At 45.2% G+C, this 26,263-nt stretch carries 22 protein-coding genes; 17 read left to right on the top strand and 5 right to left on the bottom strand.

Going from position 1 to position 26,263, the window contains the following annotated elements:
- Positions 1 to 266 precede the first annotated feature (266 nt).
- From PSHG_RS01410 to PSHG_RS01390, 5 genes are all read left to right on the top strand, one after another.
- Positions 267 to 680 carry a MarR family transcriptional regulator gene (locus PSHG_RS01410; RefSeq protein ID WP_010268368.1) on the top strand — a complete coding sequence of 138 codons (414 nt, stop codon included), beginning with the start codon at positions 267 to 269 and terminating at the stop codon, positions 678 to 680.
- Between the two features lie 38 nt (positions 681 to 718).
- Entirely contained in the window at positions 719 to 1,132 is a 414-nt protein-coding gene (locus PSHG_RS01405; protein ID WP_010268365.1) for a nuclear transport factor 2 family protein, read from the top strand.
- Between the two features lie 117 nt (positions 1,133 to 1,249).
- Positions 1,250 to 2,266: a metal-dependent hydrolase gene (locus PSHG_RS01400; protein WP_010268363.1), complete on the top strand. Its 1,017-nt coding sequence runs from the start codon at positions 1,250 to 1,252 to the stop codon at positions 2,264 to 2,266.
- A 263-nt stretch (positions 2,267 to 2,529) separates the two neighbouring features.
- Positions 2,530 to 3,261: a DUF421 domain-containing protein gene (locus PSHG_RS01395; protein WP_010268360.1), complete on the top strand. Its 732-nt coding sequence runs from the start codon at positions 2,530 to 2,532 to the stop codon at positions 3,259 to 3,261.
- 240 nt (positions 3,262 to 3,501) lie between these two features.
- Positions 3,502 to 5,148: an extracellular solute-binding protein gene (locus PSHG_RS01390; RefSeq protein ID WP_010268357.1), complete on the top strand. Its 1,647-nt coding sequence runs from the start codon at positions 3,502 to 3,504 to the stop codon at positions 5,146 to 5,148.
- Positions 5,149 to 5,198: 50 nt separating this feature from the next.
- Here PSHG_RS01390 and PSHG_RS01385 read toward each other — a convergent pair whose 3' ends face one another.
- The 5 genes from PSHG_RS01385 to PSHG_RS01365 all read right to left on the bottom strand — a co-directional run bounded on the left by PSHG_RS01385 (position 5,199) and on the right by PSHG_RS01365 (position 9,979).
- Positions 5,199 to 5,579, bottom strand: coding sequence for a VOC family protein (locus PSHG_RS01385; RefSeq protein WP_010268354.1), 381 nt, complete (start codon positions 5,577 to 5,579; stop codon positions 5,199 to 5,201).
- A gap of 235 nt (positions 5,580 to 5,814) precedes the next feature.
- A complete protein-coding gene (locus PSHG_RS01380; protein ID WP_010268351.1) occupies positions 5,815 to 6,837 on the bottom strand; it encodes a zinc-dependent alcohol dehydrogenase in 1,023 nt (340 codons plus the stop codon).
- Positions 6,838 to 6,896: 59 nt separating this feature from the next.
- Entirely contained in the window at positions 6,897 to 7,718 is an 822-nt protein-coding gene (locus tag PSHG_RS01375) for a carbohydrate ABC transporter permease (protein WP_010268349.1), read from the bottom strand.
- A 9-nt stretch (positions 7,719 to 7,727) separates the two neighbouring features.
- Complete coding sequence (locus PSHG_RS01370; RefSeq protein ID WP_010268346.1) at positions 7,728 to 8,621, bottom strand: carbohydrate ABC transporter permease; 894 nt, start codon at positions 8,619 to 8,621, stop codon at positions 7,728 to 7,730.
- Between the two features lie 62 nt (positions 8,622 to 8,683).
- Complete coding sequence (locus tag PSHG_RS01365; RefSeq protein ID WP_010268344.1) at positions 8,684 to 9,979, bottom strand: ABC transporter substrate-binding protein; 1,296 nt, start codon at positions 9,977 to 9,979, stop codon at positions 8,684 to 8,686.
- Positions 9,980 to 10,366: 387 nt separating this feature from the next.
- Here PSHG_RS01365 and PSHG_RS01360 point away from each other — a divergent pair, with 387 nt between their 5' ends.
- The 12 genes from PSHG_RS01360 to PSHG_RS01305 all read left to right on the top strand — a co-directional run bounded on the left by PSHG_RS01360 (position 10,367) and on the right by PSHG_RS01305 (position 26,088).
- Positions 10,367 to 11,611, top strand: coding sequence for an ROK family transcriptional regulator (locus tag PSHG_RS01360; protein WP_010268341.1), 1,245 nt, complete (start codon positions 10,367 to 10,369; stop codon positions 11,609 to 11,611).
- 44 nt (positions 11,612 to 11,655) lie between these two features.
- A complete protein-coding gene (locus PSHG_RS01355; protein ID WP_010268338.1) occupies positions 11,656 to 12,846 on the top strand; it encodes a diphosphate--fructose-6-phosphate 1-phosphotransferase in 1,191 nt (396 codons plus the stop codon).
- A 50-nt stretch (positions 12,847 to 12,896) separates the two neighbouring features.
- Positions 12,897 to 13,754, top strand: a complete 858-nt coding sequence (locus PSHG_RS01350; protein WP_026021120.1) for a class II fructose-bisphosphate aldolase — start codon at positions 12,897 to 12,899, stop codon at positions 13,752 to 13,754.
- 71 nt (positions 13,755 to 13,825) lie between these two features.
- Positions 13,826 to 14,815 (top strand): ROK family protein, encoded by a 990-nt coding sequence (locus PSHG_RS01345; RefSeq protein WP_010268331.1) that lies wholly within the window; start codon positions 13,826 to 13,828, stop codon positions 14,813 to 14,815.
- Between the two features lie 36 nt (positions 14,816 to 14,851).
- On the top strand, positions 14,852 to 15,859 hold the full coding sequence (locus PSHG_RS01340) for a zinc-dependent alcohol dehydrogenase family protein (protein WP_010268328.1): 1,008 nt from the start codon (positions 14,852 to 14,854) through the stop codon (positions 15,857 to 15,859).
- A gap of 525 nt (positions 15,860 to 16,384) precedes the next feature.
- On the top strand, positions 16,385 to 17,203 hold the full coding sequence (locus PSHG_RS01335; RefSeq protein ID WP_010268325.1) for an AraC family transcriptional regulator: 819 nt from the start codon (positions 16,385 to 16,387) through the stop codon (positions 17,201 to 17,203).
- A gap of 309 nt (positions 17,204 to 17,512) precedes the next feature.
- Complete coding sequence (locus PSHG_RS26315; RefSeq protein WP_052310040.1) at positions 17,513 to 18,298, top strand: RNA polymerase sigma factor; 786 nt, start codon at positions 17,513 to 17,515, stop codon at positions 18,296 to 18,298.
- A 15-nt stretch (positions 18,299 to 18,313) separates the two neighbouring features.
- Positions 18,314 to 19,318, top strand: a complete 1,005-nt coding sequence (locus PSHG_RS01325) for a hypothetical protein (protein WP_026021119.1) — start codon at positions 18,314 to 18,316, stop codon at positions 19,316 to 19,318.
- Positions 19,319 to 19,501: 183 nt separating this feature from the next.
- The gene (locus PSHG_RS01320) at positions 19,502 to 19,831 is read left to right on the top strand and encodes a GyrI-like domain-containing protein (RefSeq protein ID WP_148497604.1); all 330 of its coding nucleotides are present in this window, start codon (positions 19,502 to 19,504) and stop codon (positions 19,829 to 19,831) included.
- 20 nt (positions 19,832 to 19,851) lie between these two features.
- Positions 19,852 to 20,292, top strand: coding sequence for a VOC family protein (locus PSHG_RS01315; protein ID WP_010268319.1), 441 nt, complete (start codon positions 19,852 to 19,854; stop codon positions 20,290 to 20,292).
- Between the two features lie 185 nt (positions 20,293 to 20,477).
- The gene (locus tag PSHG_RS01310; RefSeq protein WP_010268317.1) at positions 20,478 to 21,185 is read left to right on the top strand and encodes a DNA alkylation repair protein; all 708 of its coding nucleotides are present in this window, start codon (positions 20,478 to 20,480) and stop codon (positions 21,183 to 21,185) included.
- Between the two features lie 439 nt (positions 21,186 to 21,624).
- Positions 21,625 to 26,088: an Ig-like domain-containing protein gene (locus PSHG_RS01305; RefSeq protein ID WP_010268314.1), complete on the top strand. Its 4,464-nt coding sequence runs from the start codon at positions 21,625 to 21,627 to the stop codon at positions 26,086 to 26,088.
- Positions 26,089 to 26,263: the final 175 nt, after the last annotated feature.

The following is a 26,263-nucleotide window of genomic DNA, read 5'->3' as shown; positions in this document are numbered from 1 at the left end:
ATTGAGGGAGGTACATAAAAAGTCACATAAATGTTATATAAAAAGGCCATAATCGATCATCAAAAGAACCATAAATGTTCCGTAAAAATCCACAAATTACATAAAAATAAATGATCCACATGTCAATGGATAAATATCTTATTGACTTTTTATTGTTAACTGGTAAACTATAATTGTTAAACGGTTAACAATATTTTTAATGCGTGGTGATTTATATTAGCTCCCAAAAACGTACAGAAGCTATTGAAGCAGTCCAATCCTTTATCATGAATAGAGAAAAGAATTTGCGGAATCGGAGCAAGCGGCCCGAAAGTGTTGCCGGTTCCGGGGTAGTTAGAGACTGGTCCGTAACTCAGCTTCACATCCTGTCGTTAATTAAGCGTCTTCCTTTTAAAATGAACAATACATCCCTAGCAGCTGAACTTAATTTATCTAAAGCCGCGATAACTAAAGCCGTAAATACATTGATTCAGCACAATTTAGTCGTAACAGCAAAAAAAGCAGACAATCTTAAAGAAATTTATTATGAAGTGACAGATCAAGGGAAGCAGCTAGCTGCCGAGCATGATAAGATGCATAACCAAGCTGAAAAAAAGTACCACGAGCTGTTCAGTCATTTCCATGATGACGAAATTGACGTTATTATTCGTTTTCTAAAAAGATGGTCGATGATGTCGTAATCCAAAATACGTAGAAATAAAAAGAGGAGTTGACTAGAGTGAACAAGCAGGAAGCGATCCGTTTTCTTTCACAAATGTATAAAGATATTGTTGTTAATTTTGACTTTGATAAAATACCAGAGTATTTCGATAAGGACTACTATCAAGTAACCGACGGCAAAAAGGTAGACATGGAAGGATTTAAGAATCACCTTGCTGCGTTAAAAGCTATAGTGGACCAAGTCGCTGTTTCTCCGTTTTATGATGCCCTTTACGATGAAGAGCTGCAGACTTTGGCATTGCGGTACACCGTAGATGTGGTCAAAAAAAGCGGAGCGCGCGGATCAATTGAGCTTATCGCCATTTTTGAAATTAAAGATAACAAGATTGTACGCTGCAATGAAATATCTCGTGCCCTTCATGACCAGAACGGATTCGAGGAACTGGCAAGTGTTGTCTCTCCGATGGTATAGTAGTCGATTGATAGTAATGGATTGATTACCAAAAAAATATACTATTCATAATAGTAAAATCAACGTATAATGAGTTGTTGTTATCATGACGAATCTGTAAATAGGGAGGAATCATGAATGGATACAGCAACCCATTTTGTTATCGGTCTTGGACTGGGAGCAATGGCCCATTTGTCCCCAGAGGTTGCGGCTAATCCAGCTCTCGGATTGGCCATTACGATAGGAACCGTGGTGGCTTCCGAAGCCCCGGATTCAGACTTTTTATACAAAATAAAAGGAACTTCCGCCTACCTGAAAAACCACCGGCGCTGGACTCACTCAATTCCGGCCTGGTTTGTATGGCCCACCTTCATAACGTTTGGGTTATCACTCACATTTCAAGGAATCCCGTGGGGACTTGTATGGCTATGGTGCTTTGCCGCAGTTCTCGTCCACGTAGGAACTGACATACTTAATACATTCGGTGCGGTACCACTTCTGCCTTTTTCTAAAAAACGGTTAAGCTTCGACGTACTCCAGGTATTCGATCCGGTTCTGTTCATTTCTCAGCTGCTCGGACTTGTGTTGTGGTGGAGCGGCGCAGCCTCGCCTGGCCCATTGTTTCTTGGTATCAATTCATTCACCGTTATTTATATTGCTGCCAGATGCCTATTTCGGCGTAAGGCGGAGCTGGTCGTTGCACGTGAAATTAAGGGGCAATCCAATGCCCGTTATAGTCTCATGCCGACCTTTCACCTTACTAATTGGAAGGCCGTTATTGAAACAGCGGACGGCTTTCGTCTGGGGACGATCCGTCACGGACGATTCGAAGAGGACATGAAGCTAAATTCTGCATCTGAACCGTCCGTTCGAGTGAATATTGAGCCGTTAACAAGGCTGATAAGCCATAGGGACATCTCCGAGACCTTCTTCTCAATCGCCAAGCATATTTATCGTGAAGTCGAGGTGCATGATAACCGAATCAGGGTCATCCTGACTGACCTTCGTTTCCGGTATGGTCAGTATTTCCCTTTTCGTGCGGTGTTTGAGCTGGATGGGGAGGGGACTCTGCTCTCGGAAAGGCTATGCAGCAAATCCGATATGCGACTGGGAATCGGCGTTCAAGAATCACCGGGATTCGTCTCAACTTCATAACAAGTCTAAGGACTGCTTTAAGCAAGGGAGATTGCTGAAGCGGTCTTTTTTTCGTTTTTTTTGAAGACAGGAACTGACATAAGTATTCACTCAAGCGATATTATATCCATGAGCATTAAGAGCTAGTCATAATCGCCTTTATTTGGATTAGGTAAGCCAAGAATGGTTATATTGAAACAAATAATTATTTTTATAGGTCAAGACAAAGCTAGGGGAACGGGTGTGTAGGCCATGTAAATTTAAGGTGAATGGAGTTGGAAATCATGGACTTAAACTTGATGCATATTGCTAAAGACGGGTTGATCGTCATCGGGAGAATCTTTACAATCTTTCCGCTTCTGCTGTTTATTACGCTTTTTATGGGAAGAAGATCGATTGGTGAACTGCCTATCTTTGATTTATTAATCATAATAGCCCTCGGTGCCATAGTGGGAGCCGACATTGCCGACCCTAAAATCGAACACATTCATACAGCGATAGCCCTTATCGTCATTGGTTTAATGCAAAAGCTTTATTCCGTATTTCTTGTTCGGAGCAGGCGATTCGGAAAGTTAGTATCCTTTGAACCAATCGTCGTTATTAAGGATGGAGTCTTTATTGTGGAAAACATGAAGAAGGTACGTTACCCAATCGATAATGTCCTGCAAATGCTAAGGGAAGTAGATATATTTGATATTTCAGAGGTTGATACCGCTGTACTTGAAGCTAATGGAAAGCTGACAGCATTTAAGAAAACAGAGAAGTCCGCGGTAACAAGAAGTGATTTGAATATTGCCGTTCAGGCTGCTGGGATAGCTTACCCGGTAATCATGGAAGGAAGGATTGAAAGGGAGGCCTTGAAAACTCTTAATTTAACGGAGGAATGGCTGAACAAACAATTAAAGAGCAAGAAGATCAAATTGTCTGACGTATTTTTTGCCACAGCAAATGATAATCACGAATTAACTATAACGGACAGAAGTAATCAGCCCCCCGTACCGCCTATTTTTCGTTAATAAACGGATCAGTCTGACAATTGCAGCGAAACTTTCAATGTTCAATGTGAGAAAAGCGACCGAGATTGATCTCGCAAAAAGTGGTTGTCGGTTGTTAAACAATAGTTAAAGATGCACATAAGAGCTATTCATAACACCTCGAATATCTTAACATGGATTCATACGAGGAAGGATTATTATTCTTCAAAAGCGATGCCTGGAACAACAAGAATGAAGTTTAATAAAGGTGGGCATTTTTGTATGAATCCATTTTATAATAAAATTTCTTATCTTATTTTTATAATGGCAGTGCTGACTATATCGGCATGCAGCGGCGGGAATGGTATTAGCGGAGGCGAGGGAGGAGGGAGGGAAGGTAAGAGTTCAACCCTTGCTCAAGAACAAAAAGCAGCCAAAGGATTGAATCCCGAGGGCTTTCCTATTGTAGAGGAAAATATCAGCTTAGAGTTTTTTACAGGATTAGCTCCATCCAACAGCAGCAATTTTGAGGAAACGATTGTTTGGGAGATGTATAAAAAGAAAACGAACATGAACATTAGCTTTACGTTGGTTCCGTTTGATAGTCTTAATGAAAAAAGGAATCTGATGTTGGTTGGCGGTAATTATCCCGACGCTTTCTATAGCGCACGTATACCTGCAGCCGATTTAATGAAGTACGGAGAGCGGGGGACATTTATTCCGCTTAATGATCTGATCGATCAGTATGCTCCTAACTTCAAAGCTCTGCTGGAACAGCACCCCGATTTGCAAAAAGGGCTAACTATGCCTGACGGCAATATCTATTCATTCCCATCCTTTTATTCACCAGATTTCTTGGCTATGCTGATTGGAACCCCAATCTGGATTAATGAGGATTGGCTGGCTGAGCTTGGACTGGAGGAGCCGCGGACGATAAATGAATTCTATGAATTTTTGAAGGCGGTGCAAGCTTCCAATCTCGCCGGTGGCAGCGCGGTTCCCTTTGGAGCCGTTGGCTTTAATACTTTAAAATATCATCTTCAGGGAGCCTGGGGACTGGGAACGAGAGGAATCGGCAACGCATATCTCGATATTGACCCTGCCACTAATAATTTGCGATTTTATAGAACAACCGATCAATACAGGGAAATGCTGGAATTCATTCATCAATTATATGCAGAAAACTTGCTGGATCTAGAGATTTTTACTATACAAGAAAGTAATTTTCGAGAAAAAGGGGCTGAAGAAGTTTATGGCGCAGTTATTACAACCAATCCCATTACTGCGTTTAATCTAGATAATTATGTGGGGCTCGGTGCTTTGGAAGGTCCTTACGGTGATCGTTTGTACTCGCATGTAAAAGCTCCTTTAGCCTGGATCGGGGCATTTGTCATTACGGACAAAAATCCGCATCCGGAAGCAACGGTTCGCTGGATAGACTGGTTCTTCAGTGATGAGGGGGCAGACTTCTACTTCAGAGGAATTGAAGGCGAGACGTTCGAGTATAAGGAAGATGGGACGTGGGATTACGTAAAAGATATTACGGACAATGCTAATGGTCTAACAGTCAGCCAGGCAAGAAATAAGTATTTTACTTGGAATGGCGGCAGCTATCCGGGTTACGTTCAAGATCATTATTTCATGGGGGCGGAATCGTATCCGAACGCTCTGGAAACAGGGGAGAAGGCGGCGCCTTACGCACCGGAAGAAATATGGAATCCGTTTACCTATACAGCTGAAGAAAACAACTTTATGGCTTCAGTAGCCGTTGATATTCACACATATATGGCAGAAATGGAATCCAAATTTATCGCAGGTGACACCCCGTTTAGTGAATGGGACAGCTATATAGCTACCATTGAAAGAATGGGCTTTGATAAGTATATGGAGATTGCAAATGCAGCTTATGAGAGATATATGAACAATTAAAAAGCGGCCGATTCCTGTCGGCCGCTTGTACACTTATAATCATTACACATTTAATTTTTTTCCATTACAGCAAAGTAATTTTCTTCATCGTCTGCAAAATTAAATACTTTTTCCCCGGAAGGCATACTTATGACTTCTCCGACTTTGACATTTTTGTTGGATAGGTCGACATGTAATTGATCGACATTTTCCGTGAAAAACATTAAAGAAGGAGTGCCGAGATTCATATCAGGTTCCATCTTAGCAACGAGTTCCTTGTTTTGGAGAACGATACTTGTGGCTGCGCCGTTAGGGGCAACTTCAATCCATCTCATTCCTTGACCGTTATCCTCTTCGGAAAGTACGGTAAATCCTAATTTCTCTGTCCAAAAAGCCCGTGCTTTATCTTGGTCATTCACATACAACATAACTTGTCCAAGTTTACTAATCATTGTTTTAACACTCCTTTAAATTGAGTTAGAGTTAGACGATATCCATTCGATTTTCATCATAATTTAAACTTCTTTATAACTGAATGTACCATACATGGAGTATACTTCATCGGAAATCTTCATGACAAGGCATGTTTAAAATTAGTCATTAATACATGTAGGGTATTAAAAAGAATGGCCTATAACATGGAGTAAGCTGTCCAAGTCATAGGCCATATCGTTGGTATAGAGTTCTCTAACTAATCTTCAGAAATACTTTCAATGTATCGGCAGGATTATCTAACACATAGCGGAAGGCTTCGTTTATATCTTTCAGCATGTATGTTTTGGTTTTCAAAGGGTCGAGAAGGACCTCCTTATTCTGCACCAGCTCCAAAGCTTGCTGAAAATCTTTGCGTGTGTACATAAGATCTCCCAAAAGCTCAAGCTCCCGGTCCTGGATGTAATGAACCGGCAGAGATACATCGCCTTCGACTACACCCACTATGACAATGCGGCTGCCTTTGCGGGCAATTTCCACCGATTGGCGGAGGGTAAAGGCTTTGCCGACACATTCAAAGATGATATCCGCGCCATCGGGGGCAAACATTTTTAGCCCATCTATTATGGAAGCTTTGCCCGAATTGATTTGCACATCGATACCTAGCTGTCGTGCAATAGCAAGTCGGCTGTCTTGAAGGTCGCTAATGGCCACCTTTGCTCCTTTGGCCTTGGCTGCCTGGGCGACAAGTAATCCGATCGTTCCAGCGCCGATAATCACAATATGATCGCCGGCTTTAACCTTACCCAGTTCAACAGCATGCACAGCAACAGCTAAAGGCTCAATCATGGCTCCATCCTCATAAGTGAGGCTATCGTCAAGAGGAATTACATTCGCGGCAGGAACTTTTACGTAAGTTGCGTAGCCTCCTTTGATCTGACAGCCAATGACCTTTAGATGATCGCAAATATTGTAACGTCCTGTTCGACAGTTATAGCATTGTCCGCAAGTGATAGATGGCTCTACAATGACTCTTTGACCCACTTGTAAAGATGAGTCGGCTACTTCTCTTCCGATTTGATGGATGATTCCGGAGAATTCATGTCCCATGACAATGGGAGGCTTAACAAACGGATGCTTGCCCTCGAAAGCGTGCAGGTCTGATCCACATATTCCGGCTATTTCTACTTTAATGACAATACCATCAGAGTCCGGTTGAGGTTCCTCTAATTGTTCCAGTTCAAATTCGAAATCACGAAATAGGTTAGCTTGCAGCATAGAAATACCCTCCCAGTCAGATAGAGTTATTAAATAGAGTTTAATTTATACTGTACTATCTATTTTACGCTACCCATCGTTAGGCCGCTAACCAAATATTTTTGAATGACCAGCCCAAACAAGATTACTGGGAGACAAACAAGAGTACCTGCAGCAGCGACTTCCCCCCAACGGATGCCTTCCAGTGAAATAAAGCCGGTGACGGCTATCGTGGTAGTTTTGGTTTGATTCCCGGTAAGGATCAGTGCAAATATGAACTCATTCCAGGCAGTAATAAATGAAAAGATAGCAGAAGCAACAATTCCAGGTGACGCCAAAGGAATGACTACCATCAAAAAAGCTTTTAGTCTTGACGCTCCGTCAATTCGGGCCGCATTATCCAAATCGACGGGAATACTCTCGAAATATCCCCTCATCATCCAGACGACAAACGGCAAGCTGATGGTTAGGTAGACCAAGATGAGCCCAATATAAGTATCCAACAGGTCAAGTCTCTGGAAGATCAAGTAAAAGGGTAGGATGACCATAATTGGAGGCGCCATACGAATAGAAAGAATCCAGAATGCGAGATTTTCTTTCTTCTTCATATGAAACCGGGCGAGAGCATAAGCTGCAGGGAGTCCAAACAGCAAGCTCAGTAATGTTGTCGATACTCCAATAATTATACTATTCATATAATTATGGATGAATGATGCATTGCCAAGTACACTTTGGAAATTATCCAGAGTTGGTGTGAATAGTATCTTTGGCGGAAAGCTGAAGGCATCTACTCTAGTTTTAAAAGACGTTAGAATAAACCAGAAAATCGGAAAGGCAAAGGCCAGAACCATCAGCCAATAGATCACTTGCAACACGGAGCGCTCCAGTATTCTATTATTCATTGTCGGTTCTCACCTCAAGATGTTGGATTTTTTGGCAATGATTTGTGATAGGACAATGATCATAATCAGCATAATGATACTGATTGCAGCAGCGTGCCCCATATCGAGAAAACGGAAGCCGGTCATGTAGGCATACATATTCATCGTCTCCGTTGAAGTTCCTGGACCGCCTTTCGTCATCACATAAATCGTATCAAACCACTTAAATGTGTCCATGAATCTGAAAATACATGCGATAATAATATAAGGAGATAAAAAGGGCAGAGTTAAGTGGAAAAACGACTGCCATCGACTTGCGCCATCAACACTTGCCGCTTCATACGGTTCTTGCGGAAGCGATTGAAGGCCTGCAAATAGAATAAGAGCGACGAATGGACTCCATTCCCATATATCAATGCCGATTAGTACCCAAATGGCTGCATTATGGTTGGACAGCCAGGTTTGCATGGGCAATCCCAGTGACGTCAGCAAATAATTAATGATTCCAAACTGTGGATCAAGCATCATAATAAAGATCAAGCCAATGACGACAGGTGTTGTAATCGTGGGCAGCAAGAATAAGGACTTGCCTATTTTATTGCCCTTAAAATTTTTGTTCATCAGCAGGGCGAGACTCAAGCCGATGATCAACTGTGGAATCAAAGCCCCTATAATATAGGTTCCAGTATTTAAGAAAGAATTCCAGAACCTGCCGTCAGTCAGAACATCTGAAAAATTTTTCAGTCCCACAAAAGGCTTGTCGATCTCCGTTAAGCGGTAATCGTGCAGACTCGTATAGACGGCGAACAAAGTCGGAATGATCGTTATCGTAAATAGTAGAATCACCATAGGAGCCAACAAAATACGATGCGGTGCCGGGGATTCCAGGGTTAGGACTTGAAGCATTTTTTTTCTGAAATTCAATACGGGATCCTCCTTAAGCGAAGACATCAACAATTCAGGTTGGCTTCAATGAAATAATTGAGCTATTGTAGAAATCCTTCTATTTCCTTCTGTGCATTATTTAAAGCTTCTTCCGCAGAACGGCCAGCCATTACTTCACTTAAGGCAATTCCCAGCAGATCTCCAAAGCGATTCCATTCTTCAATTCTCGGACGATAGTTGGCATAGCTCTCATTGAAAGCGCGTGACGTGACGTCTACCCAATTGCCATCATCATAATTATATCTTTCAATATATTGAGGATCTTCAAATACGGAATTGCGGGTAACATCCGCACGGTTCCCTTCAAGAGCTGTTTTTAATTGAATTTCTTTGCTTGTTACCCAAGAAATGAAATCAAAGGCTTCTTTCGGATGATTGGCATGTTTCGGGATGGCCATACCCCAAGTCGACACGCTAGGGAAAGATCCGGCGGGGCCGCTTGGTACACTGGCATAACCAATTTTACCTACTACTGTAGAGTTATCCGGATCTTCAATCCTTGACGCAAAATTGGTTGCATCAATGGCCATCGCCACATTACCTTGCTGCACATTCAACTGGACTTGGTCCCAACTAAATTCAGTACCGCCAGGAGGGGCGTAATTGGATAACAGGTCTGCATAGATTTCAACAGATTGAATAGATTCAGGGCTGTTAACGTTAGGTTGACCATCCTCAGTGAACCATTGACCGCCCATGGCATTGAAAAAACCAGCCCAGGTGTAGACATTCATTCCTTGTCCACGCAGCCCTCTCATAGCTATGCCGTACTTGCCGTCTTTCGTCAACTGTTCAGCGATAGAGACCAGCTCATCAATTGTTTGTGGGGGGGAAGTAATGCCATTTTCCTCAAAAATTTCTTTATTGTACATCAGCATCGATGATTCCCCATAAAAAGGAATAGCATAGACCGAACCATTACTGCTTAAAGCTTCAAGAAAACCTTGGGAGAAGTCTTCCATATCCAAACCGGTAGATTCAATATAGTCATTAAGGTCGAGCAGCCAGTCAGCTCTCGCATATTTCGGAATAAACATGTTCTCGGTCATAATGATGTCGTATTGATCGGAAGCGGAAGCTAATGCTAATTCCGTTTTGCTGAAGATTTCCTCTTGGGGAAGAACATCAAACACAACTTTAACGTTATTATCAGCCTCATATTCATTTAGAAGCGCTTGCACGGCTTCAACAGAAGAGTGATTTTGGACTGCTGCGTGCAAAGTAATAGTCTCAACGTCCGAACCTTCCGATTCCTGGCCACCCTGTGAGGGACTCGAACCACATGCAGTACTGATCAACATAATAGATGCAACAAAGCCTAATCCTGTTTTTTTCATATTGACTCCACCTCATAAAGTAATTAGCTTAAGTTTGATTGCGCTTACACGTACTAAACAGAAAACATCTAAGTAACTGATTACCTAAAAGACTTATATCACCTCTTTCAACAGGTGTATGGGACCCGCTTAGTAATTAAACTCAATTTACTTTATTATCGTGGCATATAACAAAGAATGTCAAGATTTTTTTGAATTTCACTAATATAACTGCCAAAATTAATAATTTAATTAGTATAAAAAATCCATAATTACTATGTATTTCCTTATATCGCTACAAAGAATTAGGAAAACTGCACTCTTTCATGAAAATAGAATAGGATTGACAAGAAAAATATGGAGTGTATAATTAAACTAAATTTAATAAGTTAAGGAGTTGCGTTGATTTTGGATCTTTCCACTTTTCCGGCAAATTCCAACTTGATGAAACAGTTAAACCGTTCCCAAGTGCTTAATCTAATCCGAAACCAGGGGCCTGTCTCGAAGGTGCAGATTGCAGAGGTAACGAAATTGACATTTCCAGCAGTAGTCAACATTATAACGGAGCTGTCCCAAAGAGGTATTATTACCGAATCCGGGTATGGCCATTCCGTTGGAGGACGAAAACCGGTCCTGCTTAAATTTAATCCGAATTTTAAATATGTCATTGCTGTTGAGCTAGAGCTTCATCATGTGAAGGCAATGATTGTTAATTTGGATGCAGAACCGGTGGCGAAGGGGGACATTAAGATTGACCCGGATAGTGGCAGCAGCACCATCTTAAATCAGGTTTACAAAGTGATTGATGAGATTATCGAGGTTTCCGGACTATCTATGGATCAAATTTATGGAATTGGCATTTGTTCTCCCGGACCGGTTGATCACAATCAGGGGGTTGTCCTCAACGCCCCTATGCTCAAGGATTGGAATAACATTCCTCTTAGGGATATGGTTGCTCAAAGATATGGCATCTTAACTTTGCTTGAAAAAGATGCTAATGCTGCTGCAATTGGGGAGCTATGGTTTGGTGCCGCCAAGGGAAAAGAAAATGTAGTTAACCTAATTGTCAATTACGGAATCGGTGGCGGTATTATTATCGACCGCAGAATTTACAGAGGGTTTTATAAGGGTGCTGGGGAGATTGGGCATCTGACCATTAACATGGACGGTCCTCAATGCAGCTGCGGCAATCAAGGTTGTCTGGAGGCATATTCCTCGGGTGTGGCCATTGTACGCAAAATCAAGGAAGAGCTGCAGCGTGGGGTGGAAACGCCGTACAAGGAGAAGTACGAGCAGTTGGGAGATGAGCTGACGCTTAAGTGCGTGACGGATGCGGCATTGGATGGCGATTATTTGGCTATTAACGTCATTAAAGACTCAGCCCGTATTCTTGCAGTTGGCATTGCAAATACGATTCATTATTTTAGTCCGGAATCGATTATTTTAGGTGGTAAATTGTTTGCTTATTATCCTAAAACACTTGAAATTGTCAAACAGCACGTGAAGGAACGGGTGCTGGATTATTTCTATGACAAAATTTCCATTATTCCATCCGAGCTTGGAGACAATGCAGATATTATTGGGGCTGCATCGATGGTTATTGAACATTTATTTGATTATTCGGAACAGCTGCTGTCGGGAGATCCGGCTTAATTAATCCCTGTACCTGCAGCAAAACTGGGAAAGGAGTTAGGACATTGAAAGGTAATTACCTTATAGTACAATCCGGCGGACCTACCTCCGTCATCAATAGTACGTTATGCGGCATTATCGAAGAGATCCGGGCAATGAATAGTTCTGGAAAACTATACGGTGCGAAGCAAGGGCTGTATGGACTGCTGCATGGAGATTATGTCGATTTGTCTGATTTGTCCCCTCAAGAGGCTGGTCGATTAAAAAAGACGCCTGGGGCCGCCCTTGGAACTTGGAGACATAAACTTACCGAGGAGCATTTTCAGACAATAATCAATCATATGAGAGCGTACGATATCCGGTTTCTCTTTTATATAGGTGGCAATGGTTCCATGTATGTTGCGGATCAATTGAACCGTACTGCCGGCATGGCAGGATACCCACTAAGTGTGGTCGGTATCCCAAAAACTATAGACAACGATATTATGCATACCCATCACACGCCTGGCTATGGCAGTGCTGCCAAATTCATCGCTACCTGCACCCTGGAGTGTGGGCTGGATATCCAGAGTCTGTGGGGCAATAACAAAATCACCATTTTGGAGACAATGGGGAGAAACACAGGCTGGTTGGCGGCTGCAAGCATTCTCGCTAGAGGGGAGGAGGATTCTGTTCCCCACCGCGTCTATATTCCCGAATCTCCCTTTTCACTAGAACGTTTTCTGCTAGATGTTCAAACGTCTTACGAAACCTATGGCTATGCGCTTGCCGTGGTGTCTGAAGGAATAAGGGATGATGAAGGAAACATCGTCGGTTATTCAGGCGAAATAGACAGGGTAGGGCGTCCTGGTGTTGGAGGTGTGGGCTCCTATTTGGCGGCAATGATTGAGCAGGAGACTCCTTTTGCCTCGCGGTCTGTTGTTCCTGCGATATGGCAGCGAACCGGGATGCATGTGGCTTCCGGGATAGATGTAAAGGAAGCTTTCCAGGTTGGGAAAGCAGCTGTCCGGTCGCTAAAAAAAGGATCTTCCGGCAGCATGATCTCCTTGAACGCGCCGGTAGAGGGAAGCTTCACATTCGGGGAGGTTCCTTTAGCCAATGTTGCTTCACACGAAAGACCCTTTCCTCTGGAATGGTATGACGCGGAGCGAAGTTTAATTAAAGCCGAGTTTCGAGAATATGCGCTTCCGTTAATTCAAGGAGAGGTAGAGCTGGAAATGAAGAATGGCCTGCCAAGATATCAATCCATCATGTGATTGACTATACAGCATTAACCAACGAAACCAACAAGGAAGGTGTCATCATTATGAATATCGTATCATCCACTCCTTTATTAGAAGAAGCCCGGCAAAAGGGCTACGGGGTAGTCGCGATTAATTGCGATACTTTGGAAATGATTCAAGCCGTAATCGAAGCTGCTGATGAATGCGAGGCTCCGGTTATCGTGCAGACTACGGCCAGTGCGATTAAATATTTGGGAATGAACTATATTGTATCTGCGATTAAAACAGCTATGGGCCAGGTCAAAGTTCCCGTTGCCCTTCATCTCGATCATGGACAAGATCATCAATTGATTCTCGAATGTATTCGTGCAGGGTACTCCTCGGTTATGATTGATGCTTCGATGTACGAATTTGATGAAAATGTTAGACGGACTAAAGCGGTAGCTCAAGTTGCCAGAGCTATGAACATTAACGTGGAGGCTGAGCTGGGTAAAGTAGGCGGGGTAGAGGATGACATTGTCGTGGATGAAGCGGATAGCGTCCTGGCTGACCCGGATGAATGCGCGAAATTTGTGGAATTGACGGATATAACCAGTCTGGCACCGGCCATAGGAACGGCGCACGGCATTTACAAAGCAGAGCCGAACATAGATTTTGCACGGATTGAACAAATTGCGAGCAAAGTCAAGGTTCCACTCGTTTTGCACGGCGGTTCCGGGATTCCTGAGCACCAGTTGAAGAAATGCGTTGCACTTGGCATGTCTAAGATTAATGTCGGTACAGAAATTAAACACACTTATGCTAATACCATGAAGCAGTATATTGGAGAGAATCCGAAAGTAGACGATGCAAGAAAATATTTATCGGAAGCACGGACTGCGCTGAAAAATTTGGTGAAAGAAAAGATGGAGCTAGTAGGATCGGTTGGAAGGGTTCGTTAAGCATTCATTAAATCATTCATTAAATCAATTGAAAAAGTCAACAAGTGATATGTTCAACAGGAGGATCGAGATTGCATATTCTAGCGGGTATTGATGTCGGAGGTACCAAAAGTGCAGTTTGTCTGGGTATTCCTGATGAAACCGGGATGAGAATCATTGCTAAAAAGAAGTTCCCAACCCCACAGGACCCGGAAAAAGCGATGGATCAATATATAAGCTCTATTGGTCAATTGCTATCTGAAAAGAAGTATTCCCGTTTAGACGCGATTGGAATCAGCTGCGGAGGACCTTTAGATAGTGGACGGGGCTTGATTATGTCTCCACCAAACCTAATGGAGTGGAACCATTATGATATTTTATCTCCATTACGAGAGCGCTACCAAGTACCGGCTGCAGTTCAGAACGATGCTAATGCCTGCGCAGTTGCAGAATGGAAATGGGGGGCCGGCAGGGGTTATGATAATGTCATCTTCCTTACATTCGGGACTGGTATGGGGGCCGGTTTGATTCTAAACGGACAGCTATACGCGGGAACAAATGATATGGCCGGAGAAGTTGGGCATATTCGTCTAGAGAATGACGGACCTTTTGAATATGGGAAAACGGGGTCATTTGCCGGCTTTTGCAGTGGGGGCAGCATACCAAAGCTAGCTGAAGAGCTTATTATTGAGCAAATACATCATGGAAATCCCCCTTCCTTTTGTTCAACTGTCGAGACTCTTCCATTAGTGACCACTGAAAAAATCGGCTTGGCGGCCCAGGATGGTGATCCGCTGGCCTTGAAAATTTTTGAAATCGTCGGCAGAAAGCTAGGCCAAGGGATTAGTATTCTAATTGATATTTTAAATCCCGAAAGGATAATAATAGGAAGCATTTATGTTAGACAGCAAGAACTGTTGGAAAAATACATGTTGGAAGTAGTAAGAAAAGAAACACTTTCCCATTCTTTAGGTGTGTGCCAGATTGTTCCTTCCGCTTTAAAAGAAGAGATTGGGGATTATGCCAGTTTATCCGTAGCTTGGCAGGCTCTGCATGGAAGCAATCCTGCCTTTTTAAAATGAGTTTACGATTAATCCGTCAAAAGGGGTGTCCCTCCAATGAAAGCTCTAGTTATAGATGCTCCCCACAGTATTTCTATTAAAGAGATTTCTTATCCAAAGCCCGGTCCTAATGAAGTGACCGTGAAAGTGTTACGGGCAGGTATATGCGGTACAGATATTCATATTTTTGAAGGAAACATGGAACTGGAATATCCGGTTGTTCCCGGACATGAATTTTCAGGAGTTATTCATGAATTGGGAGAAGGGGTAGAGCATTACCGCATTGGCGACCGGGTAAGCGCTGATCCAAGTGTCGGCTGTGGTAAATGCAGGCATTGCAGGGCTCATAGAACGAATTTATGCATTCAATTTGGCGGGTTGGGCACAACACTTCAGGGGAGTATGGCGGAATATGTGAAGGTGTCTGCAGACAAGCTGGTTGCTATTCCGGACAGCATGTCTGAGGAAGAGGCGGCTTTTATCGAGCCGATGGCTTGCGTAGTTCAGGCGATGAACCGCTTGAAGATGGAAGTAGCCTCCCGGGTGTTGTTGTTCGGGGCAGGAGCTATGGGACTACAATTAGTACAGGCCATGGCTCAGGCGGGAGCATCAGAGCTTGTTGTTGTCGATATTTCGCAAAAAAAGCTTGATTTGGCTTTGCAGTTGGGAGCTACCAAAGGGGTGTTAAGCGGAAATTTGGAGAAGGAGCTTTCTCTTGAAGACGAGGATGGATTCGATATTGTTGTTGACGTAACAGGAATTCCTAGCGTTATCGAAAAGGCGTTTGACTTTATGGGCGGCTCCTCTAAATTCCTTCAGTTTGGTGTTGCAGCACCTGACGCAGTTATACGGATCCATCCATACAAAGTATATCATTCGGAATGGACCATTGTAGGCTCCATGGCTCTTAATGGCACTTTTTTGTCAGCCTTTCAATGGATAAAGGATGGAAGGATTCAATTGCAGCCACTTGTTTCTCAAGTAATGACCATGCAGGAGGCAGTAGACTATTTCAGAGGAAAACGCGATCCTGACTTTTTGAAGCTGCAAATCCGGTTTGATTAAGCATGCTTTCCCTGTTTTATAATAAGCGCACACTCGATTTTTAAAGGAGTGTGCGCATTTTTATTACCTTCTCTACCATTGTATAACCTTCAAGCAAATGCTAAAGTTGCAACATTAAAGCCCCAATAGAAGTAAAGAGCATGATGGATTAACGGCGTAAAGAATTAACATCATTAATTAAAATGGTGTAGGCCTTATAAAAATCTACTCCTTCTATTTTATAGCTTTAGTCCATCAAAACCATAATATATTATTGTAATTGTCCATTTGATGAATTGCTAAAGGAAACGGTGCGTTTATGTATTCAAGGGAAGAGCTTACCATAAAAATAAGTAACGATGATCCAAACCCGGATACAAAAGTCGTGCTGTGGGACATTACTCTAACAGAGGTGGACACAGGACAAGGATACTCAACAGCATTCGATCATTATTTTAACAACCCGACCCGACAAACCTGAACAGATTTTATCAGATCATGGTGTTATCATTTTGTTAGCCTTAAAAGTGAAGGGAGGTTGCTCTAATGGATCTGCTTGAAAATATGAACGCAGCGATAAGTTATATTGAAGATCATTTGGATCAGGAAATTAATTACAAAGAGGTAGCCAGAATAGCCTGCTTCTCCGAGCATCACTTTAAACGAATGTTTTCGTTCATAGCAGGTATAACTCTTGCAGATTATGTCCGTAGAAGACGCATGACTCTGGCGGCTTTCGCTTTGAAAAAAGGGAACTTAAGAGTGATAGATGTTGCCATTCAGTATGGCTACCATTCACCGGATTCCTTTGCCAGAGCATTTCAGGCAATGCATGGGGTTACGCCAAGTTCAGTAAAAAACGCTAACGTATCATTAAAAGCATTTCCTAGGATGACCTTTCAATTCGCGATTAAAGGAGATGTAGAAATGAATTACAAAATTGTGGAGAAGGAAGCTTTTACCGTCGTGGGAAAAAAGGAAACGGTAGCGGGTGGAGACGAATTCAATCCGAACATGTGGGAGCAATTAGAAGAAATCGAGGAAATAGTTAAGCCTTATGATAACACTTCTTTTTCGGGCACTCTTCATGTTAGCCGGACGAATAAAAATGGGGAAGTCGATTACTATGTGGCTGCTGCTACGACTAAGCCATGCCCCAAAGAGCTTGAGCAGTTGGAGATCTCGCCTCAAACCTGGGCAGTATTTCAAGTAACTGGAGAAATTCCAGAAGCCTTATTAAAGACCTGGGAGCGGGTGTACACCGAATGGTTCCCTACCTCCGGTTATGAATTGGCCGAAGCACCTGAAATAGTCAGAGGCGATGACACAACTTTGGAAATTTGGGTTCCTGTAAAGAAAAAATAAGTTAGAACGAGGCTTTTTGGAAATCCGCTGGAGAATAAAAAGATTGAAAGGCAACCTCTAATCGGGTTGTCTTTTTATATTGCATAATGACACAGAGGTCATTTCTATAACGAAAACATTATAAATAAAGGAAACATTTTTAACATGAAGAATTAAATAGTATCGTGATTTCCAGTAATAGGAGATATTCAGCAAGGGAACTGAAAGTTTAATGGAAAAATTAGAGTACGCTTTGCCGCGTATTATTTTCTTAATAGTGATAGATCTCAGCTTCCGTTGGCATCTGATAGAGGTAAGGAGGTGCAGTGATTGCTCAATATCGAGACCAAACCCAGCATAGGATTGGACAGAGTAGCCACGGCCGTGAATGAAGCTCGACTGGAAGCAGACCGGGAGCTTGTTGAACGAGCTCGGAGCGGCGACCAGGAGGCATTCAGCGAGTTGGTGCGCACCCATAGGGCACAGGCTTATGGTTGGGCGAATACGATCGCCCGCGATGATTATCTTGCAGAAGATATCGTACAGGATGCGCTCATTCGGGCATTTCTGCACCTTGGCACCCTAACGGATGTCAGCAGATTTCTCCCATGGCTGCATACAATCGTCCGTAATCAGGCGTATATGAAGCTTCGCCGCGGCGGCCCTTTTGCCAAGGAGCAGCCGTTTGCCGGGTTCAACGCGAAAAGCAGCTATTCCGATGCGGGCTACTGCGGGGATTCAGATTCCACGGATTGGGGGGATATCGATCGGATCCTGTACCGAATGTCCCGTTCTGCTGCAGAGGAGGCGCAGCAAGGCAGTGATCCCGCCAAAGGGATACTTCGCAAGGAATTGATGGAGCAGCTTAGTTCTTTATTGAATTGCCTTAGCAGGCACGAACGGCAGATTTTTGAAGCCCATTTCTTTCGCGAGCTTTCCCCCGAAGAGATTGCGCAGCTTTTTGATACAACAAGGGCAAATGTTTACAATTTGCTTTCCCGTTCAAGGGCCAAGGTGCAAAGGGAGCGTATCCGCGTCACGATCAGACTGTATGTGCGGCAGCGCGCTGAGTTGGGGCAGAAACGGATTAATATATTGCAGAGCCCCCAGATTTAAGAGAGGAGAAATGTAATGAGCGAAATCAGCGGACAAAAAGATTGGACAAAGACTATGACGAGCGCTGCAGCCGTGATTCATGCCGCAGTCGCCTACACCGACAAGAAGCATTATTCATTAGTGGATGTGATGGGGATCACCGGCCATGCTTTTCGCATCAATATTGATCCTGATCATATCGATGTCGCAGGTCCGACGATGTTTCCCGGCGGCTATCTGGTCAGGCGAAATCTGTGCAATTTAGGGTTCATCAGCAGCCTCTCGGACACTGAAAAGCCGTTTACACCGGAAAAGGTGGAGAAGGTGCTGGCCCTGATCCAACAGTCAATTGACAATGGAATTCCGGTCATCAGCTTTGATCTGTTCATTCCGGAATTCGGACTTATCTATGGTTACGATGACGAAAAGCAGCTGTTTCACGCCAAGGATGTCTCGAAAGAGGGCACTTTGTCGTATTCTGATTTCGTCGAGAGCCGAAATATGTTATGGGTTACAGCAATAAGCGAAAGTCTTCCGCATTCCAAATATGAAACGCTTCGGATGGCGCTTGACATGATCGTGGAGCATGCACGCGGGAGGGAATGGCAGCACATTTTTGAGGGGAAGTATATGATTGGTCTTGCGGGTTATGATGCCTGGATTTCCTGTATGCAGCGGAGGAAAGCTGAGCCGTTCGGCAACGCCTATAATATCGCGGTTATTAGCGATGCCCGCGAGTTTGCAGTACAGTTTCTGCGTGAATTGGTGATTCATTGGAATGGTGAGAATGTCGTTGAGCGCACGGTTCGAAAAATGGCTGCAGAGGCGGCGGCGCATTATTCAAAGTCGGCGGCTGCTTTGGTTAACATACGAGAGCTATTCCCATTTCCGCATGGCGGGCGGCCTGACGATCCGGCAGTTGCGGACCGGGCGGCAGATCTGCTTCAAGAAGCCAAAGAAGCGGAGTCGCAGGGGATTGAGGTCTTGGAGCGGTTGCTGAAGTTTATGAAGGGCTACTGGTCGGAAACATGGATTCATTGAAAATATTTTTAACTGAACGGTCACATAAGCTGGAGTTGAAACATGATGGAAACTCAAATAAATATATGGAGAAACAGAATATGAAACCAATCATTCAAGAATTTAAAGAAAAAAGTAATTGGAATTGGAAGCATTGGCCAACCGGTTAATCCTATTGATGTTTGGCCTGTTTTGTTGGATAGAATGGAAGTGGTTCCTGGTCGAAAGAACGGCATTGAAACGCTTGGAGTCATTAAAAGAAATGAGCCGGGTTACCTGGCAGGAGTGCAGGTTGAATCATTGAGCGTTGTTCCAGAAGGAATGTTTTCCTATATTATCCCTGCTGGCCGGTATGCAGGTATGACACACAAAGGGCCTCTAAGCAAGATTAAAGAGACATTCGATATGATCATTAACTGGTTATCTTTGATGAATTATGAGCAGTATGACATAGTATGTTTTGAAGTTTATGATGAAAGATTCAGGGGGGAAGATGAGGCTAGCGAATTCGATATGTACATACAAATAAAATGAAATTTCGGGGGGTAATTGGAATGACGAACAAACAAACGAATCGTGCTGATGTGATCGGTTACTGCTGCATGAGGCTTCCCGTCACAAATTTAAAAAAATCGGTGGATTTTTATTGCGATGGACTGGGCTATGACTTGATTTCAGCCGATTATTCGTTCGGAGAGGCTCATGTTGGACTGAAAAATGGGAACGGTCCGGGTATTTTCCTGATGGAGGCAAGGCCGGAGGATGTCACCCCATTAAAGTTTAAATTTCCCCGCCCTTTCTTTGTCACAAGCAGCACGGGGTACGTGACGATGATAGAGCTGTTAACGAATGATTTGCTTGCTTTGCATGAACGGATGATACAAGCTGGCGCCCATATTGAGCAGGAACCTGTTTTTACTAATGATTTCGGGTACTTCACCTTCTTTGATCCGGACGGGCACTATATTCGGGCGGTCGAGGAAAAGGGCGCGTAGTTCAACGCCTGTAGAGAATTCGTGAAGAAGTATTTCAAAATAACGAACGCCCCCTTTTAAAGGCCAAGAAAAATTCCGTGCAGCCCTACACCCAAGTTCACCGACGGAAAAAGCTAAAAAATAGTATAATAGTACAAGGTCGAAGAGGGAAGAGTGCATGATTGATTAAGAAAGGAAGAGATAGCATGGAATTCGCAATGGTTATGCAGGAGCTGGAAGCGCTCGGCAAGGAACGTATAAAAAAGACTTATCTAAGCAATGGCGCTCACGAGCCGCTTTTTGGCGTGGCTACTGGCGCTATGAAACCAATCGCTAAGAAAATAAAAATCAATCAGCCTTTGGCCGAGGAGCTGTATGCCACAGGCAACTATGATGCCATGTACTTTGCAGGCATTATTGCCGATCCCAAAGCAATGAATGAGTCCGATTACGATCGCTGGATGGATGGAGCCTATTTTTATATGCTGTCCGATTATGTAGTCGCCGTAACTTTATCGGAGTCAGATATTGCCCAAGACGTTGCCGATAAATGGATCGCAAGTGGTAATGAGCTAAGGATGTCAGGCGGCTGGTGCTGCTACTGCTGGCTTTTGGGAAATCGCCAAGATCATGAATTTTCCGAAACCAGAATTTCCAATATGCTGGATATTGTAAAAAGCTCGATTCATGAATCGCCAGAACGTACGAAATCGGCTATGAATAATTTTCTATACACTGTCGGGGTTTCCTATTTGCCGCTACATGATGAGGCAGTCCAGACTGCAAAGGAAGTAGGGATAGTTGAAGTCAAACGGGACAAGAAAAAAAGCAGCTTCCTAAACGCTTACGAAAGTATTCAAAAAGAAGTGGACCGGGGGAGAATTGGTTTCAAACGCAAATATGTAAGATGTTAATAGTGAGATCATGAAAAGCGAGGTTTATGTAAAAAGGGTGCTGGCCAATTCGCTCCGTCCTTAAGATGATGGAGCTTATTTTGTGTTCCGTGTGAGGAGAGGGTGCTGAAATTTTGCTTGATTTGCCAGCCGATTTTATGCAAACTATTAATTAGTACAGTGAACTTATCATTATAATATTACAATTCTATTCACTGGATAGCACCGTCCGCTACGCTTCTGGACAGCTGGGTATATAAATCAGATTCCGGGATGAGGCGGTGTTGATGAGCAGGATTGGAGCTTGCCTACTGTCCATTTACTTGAGGTGAGGAGGGCGATCCACGCAGTCGTTCATTTGCGGGTGGCTGGTTCAAGTCATTGGCAACATCGGTTTGTCGCAATTTGAAAACCCTTACATTGTGTGATAAGGGTTAATATCTGAGGGAGGTTAAGTGGAATGCGAATAACGAGACCGAGAAAAATCCTGTCCAAGCTGCTTTTGATTGGTATGGCCTTACAGCTTGTTTCTTTTTTTCCTCTGGATGCGACTGCAAGTGGAACCGAACTGCTTTCTTCACCTCAAAATCCGTTGCTCCAGCCGAGCGCTTACACTTCCGAGCAGCTTGAACGGCCTGATCGGACAGATCGGACTTGGACCGCGGAAAACACAGTAACAGGCTCCAGCTACAGCCCGGTGACCCCGGAGTTTGAACAGCCGGCATTGGACTCGCAAGGTGCACTATGGCCGGTCCCTGGCCACTTGCAGCCGGATCTGGAGCTGGAGCACCCCCGCGTGTTTTACAATCCGGACAATTTGGATATCGCCCGGCTTAATCTGGAAGGTGAAGCCGAGTGGGCCCGACAGGTGGAAAGCAATCTGCTTGCCCAGCTTCACCAGGAGCCCTGGTTCTCGCTCGAGGAAGCTGACCTGCGTTCCCTGATTCCTGAAGCAGGATCGTATTACACGTATATGGCAACGAATATTTGTCCAGATGGAACAAGAATGACTCCGATCGGCTGGTCGGCACCAGGTCAGGTACGATGCGCCAGCGGCCTCATCCTGCCCAATGACGATTATCCGGATGACGGGCAGGGCTGGGTAGACGAGCGGGGACAACGCTATTATTTCGCAGCCCGCTGGAATGGATTCGTTATCCAGGAGATCGAAAGAGCGCTCCCCAGACTGGCCTATGCCTATGCTTTTACCGAAGACCCGATTTATGCGGAAAAGGCAGCATTGTTCCTTGATGAACTGTCAGCCATTTATCCGGCTGCTATCGAGGGGCCGCTGGACTATCCCGGACTGGCTCCGGGAAAGGAAGGCGGGCGTCTGCAGCGTCCGAAATATCAGGTGGCCAGAAGCTTGGTCGAATTTGTAGAGGCGGTCGATTTGCTATGGAACAGCGAAGCGTTTAACGAGCCTTCTCAGACCGTTCCGGGAGTCACGGTAAAAGAAAACACAGTCTACAATTTGCTCTTGAACGCTGCCGATTACTGTTACCGGGAATCTCAATTGAGCGGTTTTGTCGATCAGCTGCATAATGGAACCGCGGACTACAATATGGGACTTCTGGCTGTCGGATCGCTTCTCGGAATAGAATCCTATGTCAATTGGGCCTGGGATGGGCCTACGTCCATTCAGAAAATGATGTCCAACAACATAGACCGCGACGGCAATTATTTTGAAACGGCGGCTTCGTACAGCCAGGCAGCCCAAGATATATATATCAAGATGGCGGAGATGCTGTATTATGTTCGGACGCCTTCCCTGCCTAATGGAGTCAGGCTGTACGATGATCCGAGATTCGAGAAGTTTTACGTCGATTACTGGGAGCGGAATTCGATAGCGGGCAGGCTGGCCCTGTACGGCGACAGCAATGTGGACAACAAAACCGATACCGTAACGGAATTCAACCCGCTCGCCTTCTCGATGCTGTTAAAGTTTTATGTGCGGGCGGCCGATCCGCTGAAGAAAGCGGAATATGCCGATAAACTCCATCAAATGGCGCAAGGAGATGCCAATTTGAAGCTGACCACACCATGGAGCGTATTCCATCTCAGCGGAATTAACGAGGGCGATCCATCTGCGCCTGCTGCGGTACGCGCCTCGGAGTGGTTCGGCGGCAAAGGTCTGGTGTTTCTAAGGACAGGGGAAGATGAGAACAAACGCGGCGCTTTTCTCCGTTACGGCGCTTCCTTAAACCATGGGCAATACGACCAGTTAGGTATTCTGATTTACGATCAGGGAAGGGAGCTTTCATTTGATCCTGGTTATGGCAGCGCCCATTATCGGGTCGGCTGGCAGTATCAGCCTGTAGCTCATTTGACGACAGTTGTGAACGAGAAAACTCAGCTTTCCGCGGCATCGGCCGGCGGAAGCATGAACTTCTTTGCTGAAGGACCGGGAGTCCGCGTCGTCGACGTATCCGACGAAAGTGCTTACGCCCATGAAGATGTCAATCTTTACCGGCGGCTGCTCGCTGTCGTGGATAGCTCTGAATCGTCCTCTTACCTGATCGACATTTTCCGGGTGAACGGAGGCTCGGTACGCGACTATTCCTTCCATTCCCGGGGTAATCAATTTGAAACAGCAGGACTGGAGCTGTCGCAGCCCCGCTCGGGTTCAGTGGCCAGCGCAAGGTATGATTGGGGTGATAAGATTCGCGAAGACGGTTTTATTACCGGATTCGAAAATCAGAACTATTACTTCAATCCGCCCCCGGCCAATGGCTATGGCTTTCTCGGCAATCCCCGCTATGCGCAGGCGAACGGCCAGTGGAGCGCCTCCTGGAGCTCTCCGCAAGCCCGCTTGAAGCTGACAATGCTGCCGCAGGAGGACCGTGAGGTCATAACCGCCAGAGGGCCTTTGCCAATGGAGAATGGAGTCCCTTATTTGCTGGCCAGGGACAAGGGACTGGCGGCAAGCCAGTATGTGAGTGTCATCGAAACAGGACCCCCGTCAATGCAGCCGCGGGATATCAAGCCGCTTGCCGTAAGCGGTCATCCGGGCGGGCCGCTCGCTCCGGTTGCCTTAACCGTATCGGATGGGGAAGCGACGGATTACTTCCTCAGCACGGTGGACGGCTATACTTTTCAAGCAGCGGATGAAGATAATGAGCAACTGTCGACGGATGCTGAATGGGCTGTCGTGCGAAGCCGGGATGGCGTCGTAACCAGCTTGCAGCTGACGAAAGGAACGCATCTATCTATCGGGGATCTGGCCATAACCGGAGCCCCTGCGCAATTGTCCGGAACGATACTCGAGGTAAATGATGAGCAGCATTCGCTGCTGGTTCAGTCTGCTGCGGATTTGGTGGATTCCGCTTATCTGATCGGCCGCCAGATATTGTTCGATAGCCCGGAATATTCCCGCAATTCCCCTTATACGATCGAAAGGATAGAGCGGGAAGGAGCCCATTACCGCCTGTACTTTGAGCCGGGAAGCTTTCTCCTGGCAACCGGTTTGGTCAAAGGAGTCCCGTCCGGGCAAGTTCTTCCTAACGGAGTCAATCTTCCCTATTCGCGAAATGTGGCGCGGCTTGGACCGAATGACTATTTTACAGGGAAGAGGGTCGTTAGCGAAAACGGCGCTGTTGCCGAAATCCAGGAGGTGCTTGCCGACTACGCCGGACTAAAGGTAGACAGCGTGAGCGGGTTCGCTGATGGCGACGAGCTGTTCATCTATGATATCAAACCTGGAGATCACTTCACGATACCGGTCTCCATCCGGCTGGATCGCCGGGACGATGGCTCGTACGCGGTCGACTCTCCGGTACCGGTGACCGTAATCAACGGGCCGCGGGAGTACTTGCTCAACTCCCGCGAGGGAGACGGCTGGGCCATTACCGGCCGTTCACCAGCCGTACCTCTCACTTTTCAGCCAGACAGCTTCTCCCTGCGCGGCACAGAACCCGGAGCCTATGTTACCGTTGGCTTCGAGGTGCCGGCTGATGCCCGCTATGAAGTGAGGATCAGCGGAAAGCAGACCGGAAACGGGGGGCTGGCAGCCGTTAAGCTGAATGATATGGAAGCAGGCCAATACGATTTTTATGCCGAGACGAACATTCTTGGGCCGGAAATTTCACTAGGCACCTTCGATTTAACAGAAGGAAAGCATGAGCTGACTTGGGAGGGAATTGGCAAGTCAGCCGCCGCAAGCGGCTACCATCTTCATCCGGCCAGTATCCGTCTCGTATACAAGGGAGAGATTGAACAGGAGCTGCTGGTGTTGCTGGCGGACAGCTATAATGTATACGAAGGAATGGAGGCGCAGCTGTCATTAGGCTGGAACCGCGATTGGACGGGAAGTCACGTGATGTACAGCAGTTCCGATCCGGCGCTTGCCCAAGTCGATGCCAACGGTAAAGTTACCGCGGTAGCCCCGGGGGAAGTTACCCTCTCGGCAGTGGTGGTGTTGGCCGGTATCACGCGAACCGCTGAGCTGACGCTTAACATCATGAAAGAACCGATAGGGGAGGTCCACGAATTCCGCTTGTTCCCGGATGTCTTCCATGAGCTGGATCCCGAGCAATGGTCTTGGGTGGTAGCCGAGGTTGCCCAAGGAACGACTTACAACCGGCAAAACAGCTACGGCACCCTGTATCTTAGCAGCAAAATAGGCGATTATATCGCTTTTGATTTGCATGTGCCGGAAGAAGGGAATTACCGTCTTGCCTTCAAAGGCTATGTCGCTCCTTATGGCGCTATTTCGGAAATTTTGCTCAACGGTCAGCCGATTGGCCAGTATGATTTCTATCGCCCAACCGCTGGGCATGGCGAGTTTGTCAACCTGTCGGATCATTATTTTGCCGAAGGCGTACACCGGTTTGTCTTCCGGGTAGTGGGTAGAAATCCTGCTTCCACTAATTACGGGACTTACATTTCCGATCTAAGGTTTACAAGATTGAACGGAGTGCACTGATAAAAAAGAATCACAGGAAGCCGCCACGGATATAATAGTCAAACTGGCGGCTTCCGTGTTTTCCGGTGGTGTCGGTAAGCACTGTGGTGCCAAGCAAACTAAAGGTTGCGCTGAAACTTTGAAACAATTTGTTTACAAGTTAGAAAACATTTGTTGACATGTGCTCTTTATAATG

The organism is Paenibacillus senegalensis JC66, assembly GCF_000285515.1.
GTDB classification, from domain to species: Bacteria; Bacillota; Bacilli; order Paenibacillales; family NBRC-103111; genus Paenibacillus_L; species Paenibacillus_L senegalensis.
The sequence above is the reverse complement of the archived record's forward strand: the minus strand, read 5'-3'. Positions and strand labels throughout refer to the sequence as shown.